The sequence below is a fragment of the Bradyrhizobium sp. SZCCHNPS1003 genome, from assembly GCF_032381555.1.
Taxonomy (GTDB): domain Bacteria; phylum Pseudomonadota; class Alphaproteobacteria; order Rhizobiales; family Xanthobacteraceae; genus Bradyrhizobium.
This window is the reverse complement of the sequence record NZ_JAUHIU010000008.1, coordinates 1-13,651: the sequence shown is the minus strand read 5'-3', so window position 1 is coordinate 13,651 and position 13,651 is coordinate 1. Positions and strand designations below refer to the sequence as shown.

The 13,651-nt window shown below is 65.6% G+C and carries 20 protein-coding genes; 11 read left to right on the top strand and 9 right to left on the bottom strand.

Features of this window, described 5'->3' with window-relative positions; all coding sequences use genetic code 11:
* Positions 1–200: 200 nt before the first annotated feature.
* From QX126_RS14340 to QX126_RS14330, 3 genes are all read right to left on the bottom strand, one after another.
* Positions 201–404, bottom strand: a complete 204-nt coding sequence (locus QX126_RS14340) for a hypothetical protein (protein WP_315738447.1) — start codon at positions 402–404, stop codon at positions 201–203.
* 4 nt (positions 405–408) lie between these two features.
* Positions 409–1,371, bottom strand: a complete 963-nt coding sequence (locus tag QX126_RS14335; RefSeq protein WP_315738446.1) for a PDR/VanB family oxidoreductase — start codon at positions 1,369–1,371, stop codon at positions 409–411.
* A 213-nt stretch (positions 1,372–1,584) separates the two neighbouring features.
* The gene (locus QX126_RS14330; RefSeq protein WP_315781778.1) at positions 1,585–2,865 is read right to left on the bottom strand and encodes a gallate dioxygenase; all 1,281 of its coding nucleotides are present in this window, start codon (positions 2,863–2,865) and stop codon (positions 1,585–1,587) included.
* A gap of 135 nt (positions 2,866–3,000) precedes the next feature.
* Here QX126_RS14330 and QX126_RS14325 point away from each other — a divergent pair, with 135 nt between their 5' ends.
* Entirely contained in the window at positions 3,001–3,921 is a 921-nt protein-coding gene (locus QX126_RS14325; protein WP_315738444.1) for a LysR family transcriptional regulator, read from the top strand.
* Between the two features lie 19 nt (positions 3,922–3,940).
* Here QX126_RS14325 and QX126_RS14320 read toward each other — a convergent pair whose 3' ends face one another.
* The 5 genes from QX126_RS14320 to QX126_RS14300 form a co-directional block, all read right to left on the bottom strand.
* Positions 3,941–4,312, bottom strand: coding sequence for a signal transduction histidine kinase (locus QX126_RS14320; RefSeq protein ID WP_315781776.1), 372 nt, complete (start codon positions 4,310–4,312; stop codon positions 3,941–3,943).
* Positions 4,303–5,109, bottom strand: coding sequence for a sensor histidine kinase (locus tag QX126_RS14315; protein WP_315781774.1), 807 nt, complete (start codon positions 5,107–5,109; stop codon positions 4,303–4,305). Before QX126_RS14315 ends, QX126_RS14320 begins: the two co-directional genes overlap by 10 nt.
* 73 nt (positions 5,110–5,182) lie before the next feature.
* A complete protein-coding gene (locus tag QX126_RS14310; protein WP_315738441.1) occupies positions 5,183–5,548 on the bottom strand; it encodes a hypothetical protein in 366 nt (121 codons plus the stop codon).
* Between the two features lie 304 nt (positions 5,549–5,852).
* Positions 5,853–6,161, bottom strand: a complete 309-nt coding sequence (locus tag QX126_RS14305; protein WP_315781772.1) for a hypothetical protein — start codon at positions 6,159–6,161, stop codon at positions 5,853–5,855.
* A 191-nt stretch (positions 6,162–6,352) separates the two neighbouring features.
* Positions 6,353–6,832 carry a VOC family protein gene (locus QX126_RS14300; protein WP_315755474.1) on the bottom strand — a complete coding sequence of 160 codons (480 nt, stop codon included), beginning with the start codon at positions 6,830–6,832 and terminating at the stop codon, positions 6,353–6,355.
* A 272-nt stretch (positions 6,833–7,104) separates the two neighbouring features.
* On the opposite strand from QX126_RS14300, the gene QX126_RS14295 reads away from it, so the two are divergent.
* The 10 genes from QX126_RS14295 (at position 7,105) to QX126_RS14250 (ending at position 13,216) form a co-directional block, all read left to right on the top strand.
* Positions 7,105–7,320, top strand: coding sequence for a hypothetical protein (locus QX126_RS14295; protein ID WP_315738438.1), 216 nt, complete (start codon positions 7,105–7,107; stop codon positions 7,318–7,320).
* A gap of 169 nt (positions 7,321–7,489) precedes the next feature.
* Entirely contained in the window at positions 7,490–7,834 is a 345-nt protein-coding gene (locus QX126_RS14290) for a hypothetical protein (protein WP_315772081.1), read from the top strand.
* Between the two features lie 20 nt (positions 7,835–7,854).
* Positions 7,855–8,427, top strand: coding sequence for a TlpA disulfide reductase family protein (locus QX126_RS14285; protein ID WP_315772083.1), 573 nt, complete (start codon positions 7,855–7,857; stop codon positions 8,425–8,427).
* Positions 8,428–8,555: 128 nt separating this feature from the next.
* Complete coding sequence (locus tag QX126_RS14280) at positions 8,556–8,903, top strand: DUF2282 domain-containing protein (RefSeq protein WP_315738435.1); 348 nt, start codon at positions 8,556–8,558, stop codon at positions 8,901–8,903.
* Positions 8,904–8,956: 53 nt separating this feature from the next.
* Positions 8,957–9,826, top strand: coding sequence for a DUF692 domain-containing protein (locus tag QX126_RS14275; protein ID WP_315781770.1), 870 nt, complete (start codon positions 8,957–8,959; stop codon positions 9,824–9,826).
* Entirely contained in the window at positions 9,826–10,611 is a 786-nt protein-coding gene (locus QX126_RS14270; protein WP_315781769.1) for a DNA-binding domain-containing protein, read from the top strand. The genes QX126_RS14275 and QX126_RS14270 overlap by 1 nt, the downstream gene beginning before the upstream one ends.
* Complete coding sequence (locus tag QX126_RS14265; protein ID WP_315776090.1) at positions 10,608–11,114, top strand: DoxX family protein; 507 nt, start codon at positions 10,608–10,610, stop codon at positions 11,112–11,114. Before QX126_RS14270 ends, QX126_RS14265 begins: the two co-directional genes overlap by 4 nt.
* Positions 11,104–11,736: a sigma-70 family RNA polymerase sigma factor gene (locus QX126_RS14260; protein WP_315781767.1), complete on the top strand. Its 633-nt coding sequence runs from the start codon at positions 11,104–11,106 to the stop codon at positions 11,734–11,736. Before QX126_RS14265 ends, QX126_RS14260 begins: the two co-directional genes overlap by 11 nt.
* Positions 11,733–12,401 (top strand): DUF1109 domain-containing protein, encoded by a 669-nt coding sequence (locus QX126_RS14255; RefSeq protein WP_315781766.1) that lies wholly within the window; start codon positions 11,733–11,735, stop codon positions 12,399–12,401. Before QX126_RS14260 ends, QX126_RS14255 begins: the two co-directional genes overlap by 4 nt.
* 152 nt (positions 12,402–12,553) lie before the next feature.
* A complete protein-coding gene (locus tag QX126_RS14250) occupies positions 12,554–13,216 on the top strand; it encodes a hypothetical protein (protein ID WP_315781764.1) in 663 nt (220 codons plus the stop codon).
* A gap of 240 nt (positions 13,217–13,456) precedes the next feature.
* Here the strand turns inward: QX126_RS14250 and QX126_RS14245 are convergent.
* Positions 13,457–13,651: hypothetical protein (locus QX126_RS14245; protein WP_315781762.1), on the bottom strand; the 195-nt coding region annotated here is incomplete at its 5' end.

Sequence of the window (13,651 nt, the reverse complement as noted above, 5' to 3'; positions counted from 1 at the left end):
AGGCGGAGCAAAAAACGTTCCGAACAGCCGCGACTGCCTCCCCGTCGTTATGAGCCCGTTGGGCGCAGGCCCGGAATCCATAACCACGGCTGGTGGATATGGATTTCGGGCTTGCCGCTGCGCGTCGCCCCGGAATGACGCGCCGACACAGCGTGTCCGATTCTGAACAGCGCGATCAGAACTGTCCGCTTCTCGACATATCAATGCCGGTGCGTGGTGCCCGATGCGCTGTCGTCGATCAGCACGGCGACCTTGGCCGCGATCGACAGCCACGCCCGATGCGCGGCGATCTTGTGGCCGAGCCTGAAGCCGTCGGCCATGCGGGCCGCGAACGCAGGCCCGTCGGTCCCATGCTGTTGCGCGATGATCCACGCGGTCTGCCACAGATCGGTCTCGGTCGTCACGGTGCTAGAGATCCAGCACCAGCCGGTCGCCCTTGCCGCGCGATACACAAGGCAGGAAGTAACCTTCGGCACGTTGCGCCGCCGACAGGCGCTTGTCGCGATGGTCGACCTCGCCCTCGACGACCCTGGTCTTGCAGGTGCCGCATAGGCCCTGCTCGCAGGAGGTCGCGATCTTGACGCCGTTCTCCTCGAGGAACGCGGTCACGGTCTTGTCGCCGGGGATCTTGAAGGTCGCGCCGGTGCTCTTGATGGTGACGTCGAACACCTTGTCGAGCAGCGCCGCGGCCGCCTTCGCGGTGAAGCGCTCGGCATGGATGCGCTCCTCGGCAAATCCCTTCTGCTTGGCCAGCGCGACGATCGGATCCATCCACCAGTCGACGCCGCAGATGAACAGCTGGGTGTCGTCGGGCCGGTCCGCCAGCAGCTCGGCGGCCTTCAGCAGCTGATTGTCCTCGGTGGCTTCCTTGTAGTATGTCGTATCTTCGGCGAAGGCCGAGGCCTCGATGGTGCTACGGAACGAATCCGGCGACATCAGCGCGAACACGTAGTGCAGCTCGAACGGGATGTTCTTCGCCTTCAGCGTATCCGCGATCGACAGGATCGGCGTGACGCCGATGCCGCGCGCCACGAGCAGCGCGCGCTTGGTGTCCTTCGGGATCTTGAAGCGGTTGCGTGGGCGGCTGACCTGCAGCTTGTCGCCTTCGTTGATATCGAGATGCAGCGCCTTGGAGCCGCCGCGGCTGTTGGCATCCTTCCACACGCCGATGCAGTAGCGATTGCGTTCGGCGGCGCTGTTCAGCAGCGAATATTGCCGTGTGAGTCCGTTCGGCAGGGTGACGTCGATATGGCTGCCGGGGGTGAAGCCCGGCAGCGGCTGATCGTCCGCCGGGACAAGTTCGAATGACGCCATGTTGTGCGCCTCGATGGCCTTCCTGGCCACGACGACGGTGTGCAGGCTGTCGGACATCTGACAACTCCATCTTGCGAACCGGCTCATGAGAGGCCGATGCAAGGGGAGGGCCAAGCGGCGTTCGCCGCGGGGCGCGGCGGCTTTTCGGCTTGTGCACGCTGCGACGAGCGCAAGCTCCTGGAGCGCTGGGCCAAGGCGCGCGGCATCAACGCCGGAGACATGACCTGCGTCGCCGCTGCGGGGCGGCGGCGCCGGTCGTGCGTGCCAATGTCAATGGGCGTCGATCGCGTCCGCCTTGGCGCCGCCGGCGACGGAGTAGCGCATCGGCACCTTGCGGGTCTTCAGAAAGGCTTCCAGCGTCTCGCCGCGAAACGCCGCATAGACCTCCGGGTTGGAGACGCCGATCACGGCGGCCATCTTCTCCAGCACGAAGAAGCTGACGCCGCGTCGGATCATCTCGATCCAGCGGCGGTTCTTGATGAGCTCGCGCTCCTCGTCCGTGAGACGGTGCTCGTCCGCCAGTGCGTCGAATTCCTCAACGAATCTCTTGCGATGCGCGGGGATGACGAGCCGGTGCAGGAAGTCGTTGATGCGGAAATTGGCCTGGCTGCGGCCATGGGTGAACGGGTAGGTGCCGGTCAGCATCTCCGCGCCCGCGAGTTCATGGCCGATGTGTGCGCGATAGGCCGCGACCTCCTGCGGTTCGGGCGCGCCGCCGAGATCCTCGAACACCAGCGTGGCGATGTTGGTCACCGACGGCGCGTAGGTCTGCTTGTGCACGAGCCTCACACTGTCCGACAGCGCACCGCGCATGATCAGCCACATGATGACCTCGGCGCCTTCCATGCCGCCCTTGACCGCGTAGTCGGCGATGCGCATCGCCGTCAGCTGCTCCGGGTCGTTCTCCAGCAGATCGAGGAATTCGTTGTCCCAGTCTTCGTTGAGAAAGCCGGCGCGCTCGCCGTGAACCTGGTGCGACAGCCCGCCGGTGGCGAAGATCGCCACTTTCAGGTCTTCCGGATAGCTCTCGATCGCCTTGCGCAGGGTCTTGCCGAGCTTCCACATCCGCTTCGCATTGGGAATCGGCAGCTGCAGCACGCCGACCTGCAGCGGCACCACCATGCCCGGCCACGGGCCGCTGGCATCGCCCATCATCGATAGCGGCGACAGCAGGCCGTGATCGACCGGCTTGCCCTGGAAGAACGACATGTCGAACTCGTCCGCCATCATCGCCATCGCGATGTGCTGCGACAGGCCGAGGTGGCCCTTCGCCGGCGGCACGTCGCGCGGTCCGCCGCCTTCGTCGGCGGCGATATAGCGGTCGTCAATGCCGAGCGCGAAGGCGGAGTAGTGATCGAAGAAGAACGAGGTGATGTGATCATTGTAGATCATGAACAGGACGTCGATGTCCTTCTGCTTCACCCAGTCGCGCACGACTGCGAAGCCGTCGAAGATCGGCTTCCAGGCCGGGTCGTTCTGCTTGTTGGTGTCGAGTGCGAAGCCGATGGTGGGCGAGTGCGAGGCGCCGATGCCGCCGATGATCCGGGCCAAGTGTCCCTCCGCGAAATGGGCCGCCCTGGACTGTGACCCGCGGCCGTGCTGCGACGGACCTTACGAAGTTTCCCATGCTAGACAATCATGCTAACGTGCACGGATCGTTTCTCTCGATGAACGAGCGGCTCTAGGATGAAATGGCGGATCGAGGACATTCCGGTGTTCCATGCGGTGGTCGCGACCGGCGGCATGACCGGCGCCTCGCGGTCCCTGGGCATGCCGAAATCCTCGGTCAGCAAATCGGTCGCCCGGCTCGAGCAGGATCTCGGCATCCGGCTGTTCGACCGCAACTCGCGGCGCGTCCGGGTGACCCGCGAGGGCGAGCTGTTCTTCCAGCAATGTCAGAAGATCCTGGATCAGGTCTCTGAGGCCGACGCGGTCATGACCGGGCTGGTCGGCGTGCCCAGCGGCCGACTGTCGGTGGCGCTGCCGCCGGCATTCTGCGAGGAGATCCTGGCGCCGCAGCTCGCCGAATTCCACCGCCGCTATCCGCGCATCGAGCTCGATGTCGAGGCCACCACGCGGGCGATCGACATGCTGGCCGACCGCTTCGACATCGCGGTCGTGGTCGGCGTGCAGGAGAATTCCGAGCTGGCGCAGAAGGTGCTGATCGGCGGCCGCCTGATCTGGGTGACCAGCCCCGCCTATCTCGCCGCGCACGACATCGGCGACGACGTCCGCGCGCTGGAGCGCCATCTCATGATCTGCGAGCGGCGCTATGGCGACCGCACCCTGATGATCAAGCAGCACGGCCATCTCGTCCGCTTCGACGTCGGTGCGCATGTCGCCCGCATCAACAATCCGCTGGCGGTGCGCCGCGCCGTCGCCCACGGCGCCGGCATTTCCTTTCTGCCGGAGCACTATTGCGTCGAGCTGCTCGGCGAGGGCCGGCTGGTCGAGATCGGCAGGGGGGTCGCGTTCGACACTCGCGCCGCCCAGCTGACCGCGATCTTTCCGAGCCGCAAGCTGATCTCCTCGCGCGCCCGCGCCTTCCTCGACTTCCTCGAGGAGATCTGCGCCGCGTCCGCGCACACCCTGATCGGTCAGACCTGAGGTGCGCCGTCCGTCTGCCTCACGCAAGCCGATGGAACGACGGCGGCAATGGCTCTCGCACCAGCTCGCTCAGATCGAGCGTTTCACCGCTGTCGGCGATATCCGAGAACAACACCTCGATGAAGGGATGCTGACGGTTGGATGCGGTGCCGCGCCGATATTTCCTGCTCACGATCCGCTCGATCGCAGCAAGGTTCAATTTTCCCAGCGCATTGTATTGGACACGAAACAGGCTCTGCCGGCCGCCCGTGTGCTCGATCGACTCGGCCCAGATGTCCATCACCTTGCGGCTGACGAAGGCCTCGACGCCGACGGCGCCATCCTGGGCGAGCAGGCGCAATCCGTCCATCGTATGCGGCTGCTCATCGACGCTAAATTGGCTCAGCGACATCGGAGATCCCTTTCTGTTGCGTGCATCAGCGGTCTCACGGGAGAGTCGAGAACGGCGATCGGCGCGTCGAACGTGTAGGAGAGCCCTGACGGCGCATAGGTCAACTGAACCTCGTCGCCGAGCTGCACGCCGATCGTTTCGATCAGCCGGGTTCCGAAGCTTCGGCTGGCGGGCTGTTGAACGACAGGGCCGTGTCTTTCGGTCCAGGCGAAGTGGACCCGGCGTTGGTCGACGGTCCACAGCAGATCGACGCGTCCTTCCGGCACGGACAGCGCACCGAACTTCAGGGCGTTCGTGCACAGCTCGTTGAGCGTCATCGCGATGGCGATGACGGCATCCGGCGTCACCAGCACGTCGGGCCCGGTGATCGCAAAGCGTGAGTTGTCGGGCGTGTCGAAGGCCTGGACGGACGTACGGATCACAGTGCGGAGATCGCCGTTGGACAATTTCGCTTGCAGGAGGAGATCGTGTGCCCGTCCGAGGGCCAGGAGCCGCCCGGAGATGGCATGCTGTGCATCCTTGGTCGCCGGCACGTTGCGGAGGCTCTGGGAGACGATGGCGGTGACGGTCGCGAGCGTATTCTTGATGCGATGGTGCAGCTCCTCGAGAATGAGCTTTTGCAGCCTGCTCGCCGTCTCGCGTTCTCTCGCCTCGATTTCGGCCTGCTCGGACCGGGTCTTGGCATTGCTCTCGGCCTCGACGAGCAGGCGCTTCAGCCCGATGATTTCCGTCAGCAGAAAGTCGGGATCCACGACCGTGCCGTGAGGAGGCTCTGTGGTGAGGTTGATCTCGAGCATTGGCTGACATGTCCTTGTACCGGATGCCGCCCTCGGAGGGCACGATGGTACGCAGGAGCAGGCCGCCCCAGCGTCACTTCGTTCGCGAGCGGACACTTCCGTTGAAATGCCCGAGTATCTCGGCGGCGTTTGCGAGGATGGTCGCCTTCCTGATCGCGGCAGCGCGCTCGCCGCCCTGCTGCATCAGGCCCGCCGTCTCCAACGCATTCTCCGCCCTGGTGGCGAGTGTCGCGTGCAGCGATGACCGCTCTCGCTTGGCCGGCTCGGAGGGCTTGTCGGGGTGAACTGGCGCAAGCGCCCCGCTGCGAACGGCGGCCACCGGATCAGAATCGCGGCGACGATCAGCAGCCCAAAGAATGGCGGCGCCAGGAGCGGTCGCACCAACCACGCGCGCACTGGACGTGGTGGTGTTCGAAGAGGTGTTCGAGGTTTTCGACATGCTGTCCGCCTTCTGGTCGCGGCGGGAGCGCATGGCTCTCAGTCACCGATGGCAGCCGGGGGACGCGCGGTGATCATCAACATATGGTGTGCGCGCGCGCGATAGCGAGGTCCAGCCCGAAACTATTTGTCGTGAGGATCTGGTCGCCGCCATCGCCTGAAGCGAGAGCGAGTCTGGCCTGACGGCTCATCCGACGTTCGTAGCATCGTTGCATCGACATGCGAACGTCGGACGCCTGGCTCATTTGTGGATCATGTGCAGTTCTGATCGCGATGCCTTGGCATGAGTCAGAACGTCGGACGTGTTATCGGCCGATTCCGACGCTCACGCCGGGCGCGCGGATGCCGATGCCGTCACGATCTTCATAGCCACGCTCTTCATAGCCACGCCGCTCGTGCCGGCCATAGCCGTAGGCGCCGCGGTCTTCGCGGATGATGACACGGCGTTCGCGGCTTTGGCGCCAGCAGCGGCCGTTCTCGTTGCAGACCAGGCGAACCTGCTGGATGCTGCTCTCCGGGAGGACCGATATACCGGCCGTGAGCGGGGCAGCGGAGGCGGCTGCAGCCATCAATGTGCTCGCGGCTACTGCGAGAGTGATCGTAAGAATCTTCATGGTGATGAGATGTCTCCGGGTGGGGGGATTGCGTCATGGAACCAATCTGCTGGCCATCCCATGGTTCCCCCGGCGGCGTCATTTGTTTCGTCCCGAGGCTCTGGCGTCGAACGGCTGCCTGCGCGCCATCGTGGCGGCAGCCTGCGCCCGTGACGCCGGAGCGCGGCGATGCTGCGCTCCGGCTGGCAAGGTCATCCCCGCCGCGCCGCCTCGATGGCGGCGACGTCGATCTTCTTCATCGTCATCATCGCGGCGAACACGCGCTTGGCCTCGGCTCCGCCGGCCGCCATCGCGTCGGTGAGTGCGCGCGGCGTGATCTGCCAGGAGATGCCCCATTTGTCCTTGCACCAGCCGCACTGGCTTTCCTGGCCGCCATGGCCAACGATGGCGTTCCAGTAGCGGTCGGTCTCTTCCTGATCGTCGGTGGCGATCTGGAACGAGAAGGATTCATTGTGGGTGAACGCGGGACCGCCATTGAGGCCGAGGCAGGGGATGCCACACACCGTGAATTGCACTGTCAGCACGTCGCCGGCCTTGCCGGACGGATAGTCGCCCGGCGCGCGGTGCACGGAGGCCACGTGGCTGTCGGGAAACACCTCGGCATAGAACCGCGCGGCCGCCTCGGCGTCCTTGTCGAACCACAGGCAGATCGTGTTTTTGTTCGTCGGCATCGCAGGGGTCCTCTCCGGTCCGGGTGCAGGCCACGCTTCAACCTTGGATAGGCGGCCATTTGGGAGTGCTCAAGCCAGCTCGTATCGATACGGCTGACCCAAGGACGGTCCGCATGCGCACATGCCGACACGACGGCCGGCGTTTCCAGCAGATTTTTTTCAGGTGGTCTGCAGCGGGTCGGTTCCGCCAACGGTTGTGGTCTTGGCGCAGTCATATCGTATGGACGTGTCGTGAGGCTTGCCGCCGCGGGTCCTGCGGCAGGGGGAATTGCATGAAAGCCATCACGCCGTCCGTGATATCGGACGCGCTCCTCCTGCTGGCATTCGTTTTCGCAGCCGGGAGCGCCGCCGAGGCGGTCGGGTTCACCTGCGTCGCGAAGATGTCGCAGCAGCTCACGTCGGCCAAGCTGGAGAGTCTGATCACGCGAACCTGCCTTCGTCTCGGTCCGCTCGTGATCGGCGACGCTGCGATCGGGCAGGGCGTGTGATCTCGATCCGGATTCGTCAGCCGTGAGGCCAGTCGAGGCTCGGGCCGCCGTAGCCGGATTTGCGCCGCGGATATCCGCTCCGTCGTGACAAGCTGCCAGGTAACCTTTCCAGGTCCGCGATCGAACCGTCGGAACAACATGGTCCGGAGCGATCAGCGGAGGTATCCGATTGCAGATCACACGCCCGCGCATCGTGCGCATCACGCACCGGCCGAGCGGCGAGGTGATTGCCGAAGGGCCGGTCGGACTCTGGGGCATCACGCCGTTCGAAGGAAATCTCTACATCCGGCGGCGCTACCTGAAGACGGGCCATCTTCGGCTGAACTGGATCCCCGGGCTGTGCATCTACAAGTTCTTGTACGTTTGGCTGGACCTTCGGCTTCCGGATGGCCGGCGTGAGCCGTCGATCGGCTGGCTGTACTGGCTACCCAATCCGCTGTTCTTCTTCATCGCATTCCGTCCCGCCGTGCCGCAGTCGTCGCCCGTTCTCGTCGTCGAGGAGGTGACGGAATGAGCGTGGCGAGCCGGCGCGATGTGACCGGCGGCCTGCTGTCGGTCCTCATGGCGGGCGCGGGATCCGCCCTGGCTGCGCCGCCTCACGATGACGTGCCGGCCTTCGCGGACGGGCGCCATCAGCTCATCTTGCTGCGGCCGCAACAGAGCCTGCCGCCGGTGAGGCTGTTTCGCCTCGAGGGCGGGACGCTCGATCTGGCCGCGCTGCGCGGCGCGCCGATCCTGCTGAACTTCTTCGCCTCATGGTGCGCGGCCTGCCGCACCGAACTGCCGGTGCTGGATCAACTCGCGCGCAGCGTCGCCCATGATCGCCTGCAGGTCGTCGCGGTGTCCGAAGACCGGAGCGATCGCGACCGTGTCGGTCGTTTCGTCGGGTCGCTTGGGCTGAAGACGCTGCCGATCTGCCTCGATCCGAACGGATATGTGGCCCAGCAGGGCGACGGCAGCGGCAGGACCGCGCCGTTCATCCTCCATGGAATGCCGATCACCTACCTGATCTCCGCTTCGGGCCTCGTCATCGGATACCTCCAGGGCGCCGCCGATTGGTCGTCGTCGGCGGCCGCCGATCTATTCGTCTATCTCAGGCGCAATTGAGGGACGCCATCTCGAACGCGGCGACGTAACCTTCCGCCGCATCCGAGCGAACCAATGTGCAGGCGTGCCGATGGCCGCCAGACGCCTGCAATGTCCGCAGGCTGAACCCTGAGAATGGAGGAACACGCATGTCCAATCGCACGCTGTCCGCAATGATTGTCGGCGCATTCGCGGTCGCCGCCGGCACGCTTGCCGTGACGTCCGCCTCGGCGGAGATGATGGCCAAGGGCGACATGGAAAAGATGATGAAGGCCAAGCAGGCCGAGACCATGAAGGCCATGAAGGACGGCAAGATGGAGAAGTGCTTCGGCGTCGCGCTGAAGGGCCAGAACGATTGCTTCGCGGGCGCCGGCACGACCTGCGCGGGCACGAGCACGGCGGACTATCAGGGCAATGCCTTCAAGCTCGAACCCAAGGGCACCTGCACGACGATGCAGACCCCGAAGGGATCGGGAAGCCTCACGCCGAAGGCCTGATGCCGCGGGCGGGCTGCGCGCGGCCCGCCTCACTTCTTGATCGGAGCCACCACGTGTCACGCTCGCAATTCTCGACGGCTGCAGGGATCCCTGCACGGGGGGGCGTCGGCCTGAAGGCCGAGCACTACCGCTGCATCGTCGAAACATCGCCCGACATCGGCTTCTTCGAAGTGCATGCCGAGAACTACATGGGCGCGGGCGGACCGCCGCACCGCTACCTCATGGCTATTCGCGAGCGCTATCCGCTGTCGCTTCACGGCGTCGGATTGTCGATCGGCGCCGATCGCCCGCTCGACCAAGCCCATCTCGGCCGCCTCCGCCAATTGATCGCGCGCTACGAGCCCGGATTGTTCTCGGAACACCTCGCGTGGTCGTCGCACGAGTCCGGGTTCTTCAACGATCTGCTTCCGGTCCCTTACACGACGGAAACCCTGAACCGCATCTGCGCCAATATCGACGAGGTGCAGAGCGCGCTCGGCCGCCGCATGCTGCTCGAAAATCCGTCCACCTATGTCGCGTTCGCGGAGAGCAACTGGTCCGAACCCGCCTTCATTGCCGAGATCGCGCGCCGCACCGGCTGCGGACTCCTGCTCGACGTCAACAACGTGCACGTCGCCGCAACTAATCAGCAGTGGGATCCGTATTCCTATCTCGACGCATTTCCGCTTGGGCATGTGCTGCAGATCCATCTCGCCGGTCACGCGCGCGAGGCCGACGAGCACGGACAGCCGCTCCTTATCGATACCCATGACCGTCCGGTCGACGACGTGGTCTGGGCGCTGTATGCGCGCGCCATCCGGTCGATCGGCCCCGTGCCGACGCTGATCGAGTGGGACGCCGAGGTGCCACCCTGGCCGGTGCTCGCGGAAGACGCCAGCCGCGCCGAGGCGATCATGCAGATGCAAGTGACGGAGGTGGCGTGATGCCGCCGCCTGCTGAACGTCTTGGCAGCTTTGCGCGGGCGCTGCTCGACCCCGAGCAGCCGGTGCCCGCCGGCCTGGTCGGGCCGGACGGCACGCCGAGCCGGCGACGGTTCGGCGTCTACCGCAACAACGTCGTGGTCGGCTTGACGGCCACGCTGAAGGACGCCTATCCCGCAGTGCATCGCATCGTCGGAGCGGAGTTCTTCCAGGCCATGGCGCGCCGCTATGTCGTCTCCGAGCTTCCGCGCTCTCCCATCCTGCTCGATTACGGCGCCGGCTTCGCCGCGTTCATCCACGGCTTCGCGCCGGCATCGGCGCTGCCCTATCTGGCGGATGTCGCGCGGATCGAGCGCGCCTGGACGGAGGCCTATCACGCCGCCGAGGCCGGGCCGGTCACACCGGCGGCCTTCGCAGCCGTTGCGCCGGCCGATCTGCCCGGGCTTCGCCTGCGGTTTCATCCGTCGTTGCGGCTCGTCGGCTCATCGTTTCCTGCGCTCACGATTTGGCAGATGAATGCGGCCGGAGGAATTCCTGGCCCAGTAGATATCGACGCCCGAGAGGCCGCGCTGATCGTCCGTCCGGACGCTGATGTCGTGGTCCGCTCGATCCCCGCTGGCAGCCTCGCTTTCGTCGAGGCCCTCCTGGCTGGCCGATCGGTTCTGACGGCGCTCGAGAATGCGCTGCGCGCCGACGTCCGGTTCGAGCTGGCCGGAACTCTCCACGACCTGATCCACAGCGGAGCCGTGATCGGCTTCGACCTCGCGCCGATGGCGGGGACGGCATGAGAACGGCCGCAACCATTCCAGCCCTCGCCGTCGTCGTGCGTGACGTCGCGGATCGGCTCGCTCGGCTGGCGGGGACCGTGGCGCCCCCGGTGCTGCGGATCGCGCTGGCGGTCCCGTTCTTCAGATCCGGCCTGACCAAGTGGGATGGGTTGCTGTCGCTGTCGCCGGCCGCTTCCTATCTGTTCGAGGATGAGTTCAAGCTGCATGTGTTCGGGCAGGCCTACGATCTTCCCTGGCCTACGGCCTTCGCGTTCTTCGATGGCGTGGCCGAGATCGTGCTGCCCGTGCTTCTCGTGGCCGGGCTCGCGACCCGGCTGAGCGCGCTCGGGCTTCTGATGATGACCGCAATCATTCAGCTCGTGGTCCCCGACGGCTGGGCCAATTTTCATCTGCCATGGGCTGCGATGGCCGTTGCGATCATCGCCCTGGGGCCGGGGCCTGTCAGTCTCGATCATCTCGCGGCGTCGTTCGGTCGAAAGGCGGAGGGCGCCGATGAGCGGTGATCCGGGCGGTCCCGCACCGCGGCTGAGGCTCGTCGCGGCCGACCATCAGGCGCGTGCCGAGGTCAAGCCGGGGCGGCGGGCGCTCGATTGGGCGATCCTGATGGCGCATGCCCAGGAGGGTGACCGCGTCGCCTATCAGCGGCTGCTGCAGGAGATCACGCCGTATCTGCGCTCGCTCGCGGCCCGGCGCTGCAACGACCGCAGCGACATCGAGGACGCGGTGCAGGACGTGCTGTTGACCATTCATTCGATCCGCCACACCTATGATCCGACGCGCCCGTTCGCGCCGTGGCTGGTGACCATCGCCAACCGTCGACTGATCGATCGGGTGCGGCGGCAGGTCCGCCAGCGTGGGCGAGAGATCGCGCTGGCGCCGGAGCACGAGATTGCAGCCGAGCCCGAGACCAGTGCGGAGGCGGCCCCTGACCGCCGCGAACTGGAGCGGGCGATCGGCAACCTTCCGCCGGCCCAGCAACAGGCCGTGCGGCTGCTCAAGCTCAAGGAGCTGTCGCTCAGGGAGGCGTCGGCGGCGACCGGAATGTCCACGACCTCCTTGAAAGTCAACATGCACCGCGCTCTGAAGAGCCTTCAGAAGCTGCTCATTCCGCGGAACGAGCCATGATCAAGACCGATGACCTGATCGACTCTCTTGCGACCGACATGCGGCCGGTGAGACGGCTGCGGCCGCCGCTGCTGCGCGCCTGCGGCTGGCTGCTGGGAGCAGCCGCCATCGTGGCGTTGCTCGCCGTCAACCAGGGGATCCGTCCGGATCTGGCGCAGCGCCTCCACGATGCGCCCTTCGTCACCAGCCTGCTGGGATCGATCCTGACCGGCGTGCTGGCGGTGATCGCGGCGTTCCTGATCAGTCTTCCCGATCGCTCGCGACTCTGGATGCTCCTGCCGCTGCCGGCGCTTGCGCTCTGGCTGTCCAACATCGGCTATCAGTGTCTGACGGACTGGGTCTCGATCGGTCCCGACGGCATGAGTCCGGGCGAAGCGGCGCGCTGCTTCACGACGCTCGCGGTGACGAGTCTGCCGCTGTCGCTGGCCTTGCTGGTGATGCTGCGCTATGCCGCGCGGCTTCGTCCCACCATGGTCGCTCTGATGGGAAGCCTCGCCGTCTCTGCGATCACGTCGACGGCGCTCGCGCTGTTCCATACCATCGACGCCTCGGTGATGATCCTGATGTGGAACGTCGGAACGGCGATCCTGCTCATGGGGGTGGCCGCCCTGTTTGGCCGCCGCATGTTCCTCTCGATCGCACCACGCGTCTTTGCCCAGGACTGAGCTCGCAGTGCTGCGCGCCACGACATGGGCGGCAGCGGGCGTAACCTTTGTCGCATTCGAAGCGAACAGCCAGCAGGGCTTCGGCGCGTGCAGGCCCGCCAGGACGCGCATCGCGCGCGTCGACATGCACGCGGCGCCAGGAGAATAGGACGATGCAACGATCGAAGAATCTGATCTCGTGGGCCGGCCCGGTGCTGCTGCTCGCGTCACTCGCTGCCCCCAGCATGGCTGCCGATGCAAGCCATCTGACCTTCGTCACGCATGCTGCATTCTTCTCGGCCGAGACAAAGCAGCCGAAGTCGGTCGATCCCCATGCCTTCGTCGCGGACGCGGCAGCGCCGGTCGCCGTCGGGCCGCAGAACATTTCGCATGTCGCCGGCTTCCGGCCAGCCTTCATCGATCAGGATGCGATGACCGCTGCAATCTCCAATGCCAAGGGAGAGGCGATCGGCTTCACGCTCGGCGACTGGCTGGCGGCGAGCGGCAGCGTGACGCTCACGCCGGCGGCTGGCGGCAAGGTCGAGATTGCCATGAGCTTCGATCATCTGAAGCCGGGCGGCCATTACAGCCTGTTCGAAAACCATTTCGACCAGAAGCCTGTCGGCTTCACGCCGCTCGACGGCACTGCCACGACCAACGACTTCGTGGCCAGCGCAGATGGCAAGGCCAAGCTGACGATCATGGCGCCGCAGCCTCTGACCCACGACAACGCCGTACTGCTCGTCTATCACAGCGACGGTGCGGCTCATGGCGCGCAGCGCGGCGACATCGGCGTCAATGCCCATCATCAGCTGATCGCACGGATTCCGGAATAGGCGGTCAGAGAGCTGGCGCATGATGGCAAGGCCGGCGAGGTGACCCGACGATTCGTAGGCCATCATGCACGGTTGTGGGGGCAGGGGGATCGCAGATGGACAAGAGCGCAGTGCTGGCGGCGCCTGCGGCCGTCCTCTGAGACCGCCGCTTGCCGCGGCCCTCGGACCATGAGAGCTCAGCAACGGCTGCGGACATCAACGACGCAAATGCGATCGCTTTGGTCGTTCAGGGGAAAGGCCTTAGGAGCGACCGAACGGCCGAACGATGAGCTTCTCGCGCTGTTTCGGGGGCAGGCGGCCTGCCGATTGGAAAGATTTCGGTTGCTGTTTTTCAGAAATTGTGCTTATGTCGGCGCAACCCGCCTCGAGCAGAGGGACGTACGCGTCGTCACGAACGTGGAGGTGGGCTGCGATGGACGTGACGGCTGTGCCAGA

What these genes read in the sequence shown, in the direction of transcription:
- QX126_RS14335 (WP_315738446.1), bottom strand. Translation starts at nt 1,371, where the DNA reads ATGTCCGACAGCCTGCACACCGTCGTCGTGGCCAGGAAGGCCATCGAG.
- QX126_RS14325 (WP_315738444.1), top strand. Translation starts at nt 3,001, where the DNA reads ATGAAATGGCGGATCGAGGACATTCCGGTGTTCCATGCGGTGGTCGCG.
- QX126_RS14320 (WP_315781776.1), bottom strand. Translation starts at nt 4,312, where the DNA reads ATGTCGCTGAGCCAATTTAGCGTCGATGAGCAGCCGCATACGATGGAC.
- QX126_RS14315 (WP_315781774.1), bottom strand. Translation starts at nt 5,109, where the DNA reads ATGCTCGAGATCAACCTCACCACAGAGCCTCCTCACGGCACGGTCGTG.
- QX126_RS14310 (WP_315738441.1), bottom strand. Translation starts at nt 5,548, where the DNA reads ATGTCGAAAACCTCGAACACCTCTTCGAACACCACCACGTCCAGTGCG.
- QX126_RS14305 (WP_315781772.1), bottom strand. Translation starts at nt 6,161, where the DNA reads ATGAAGATTCTTACGATCACTCTCGCAGTAGCCGCGAGCACATTGATG.
- QX126_RS14300 (WP_315755474.1), bottom strand. Translation starts at nt 6,832, where the DNA reads ATGCCGACGAACAAAAACACGATCTGCCTGTGGTTCGACAAGGACGCC.
- QX126_RS14295 (WP_315738438.1), top strand. Translation starts at nt 7,105, where the DNA reads ATGAAAGCCATCACGCCGTCCGTGATATCGGACGCGCTCCTCCTGCTG.
- QX126_RS14280 (WP_315738435.1), top strand. Translation starts at nt 8,556, where the DNA reads ATGTCCAATCGCACGCTGTCCGCAATGATTGTCGGCGCATTCGCGGTC.
- QX126_RS14270 (WP_315781769.1), top strand. Translation starts at nt 9,826, where the DNA reads ATGCCGCCGCCTGCTGAACGTCTTGGCAGCTTTGCGCGGGCGCTGCTC.
- QX126_RS14265 (WP_315776090.1), top strand. Translation starts at nt 10,608, where the DNA reads ATGAGAACGGCCGCAACCATTCCAGCCCTCGCCGTCGTCGTGCGTGAC.
- QX126_RS14260 (WP_315781767.1), top strand. Translation starts at nt 11,104, where the DNA reads ATGAGCGGTGATCCGGGCGGTCCCGCACCGCGGCTGAGGCTCGTCGCG.
- QX126_RS14255 (WP_315781766.1), top strand. Translation starts at nt 11,733, where the DNA reads ATGATCAAGACCGATGACCTGATCGACTCTCTTGCGACCGACATGCGG.
- QX126_RS14250 (WP_315781764.1), top strand. Translation starts at nt 12,554, where the DNA reads ATGCAACGATCGAAGAATCTGATCTCGTGGGCCGGCCCGGTGCTGCTG.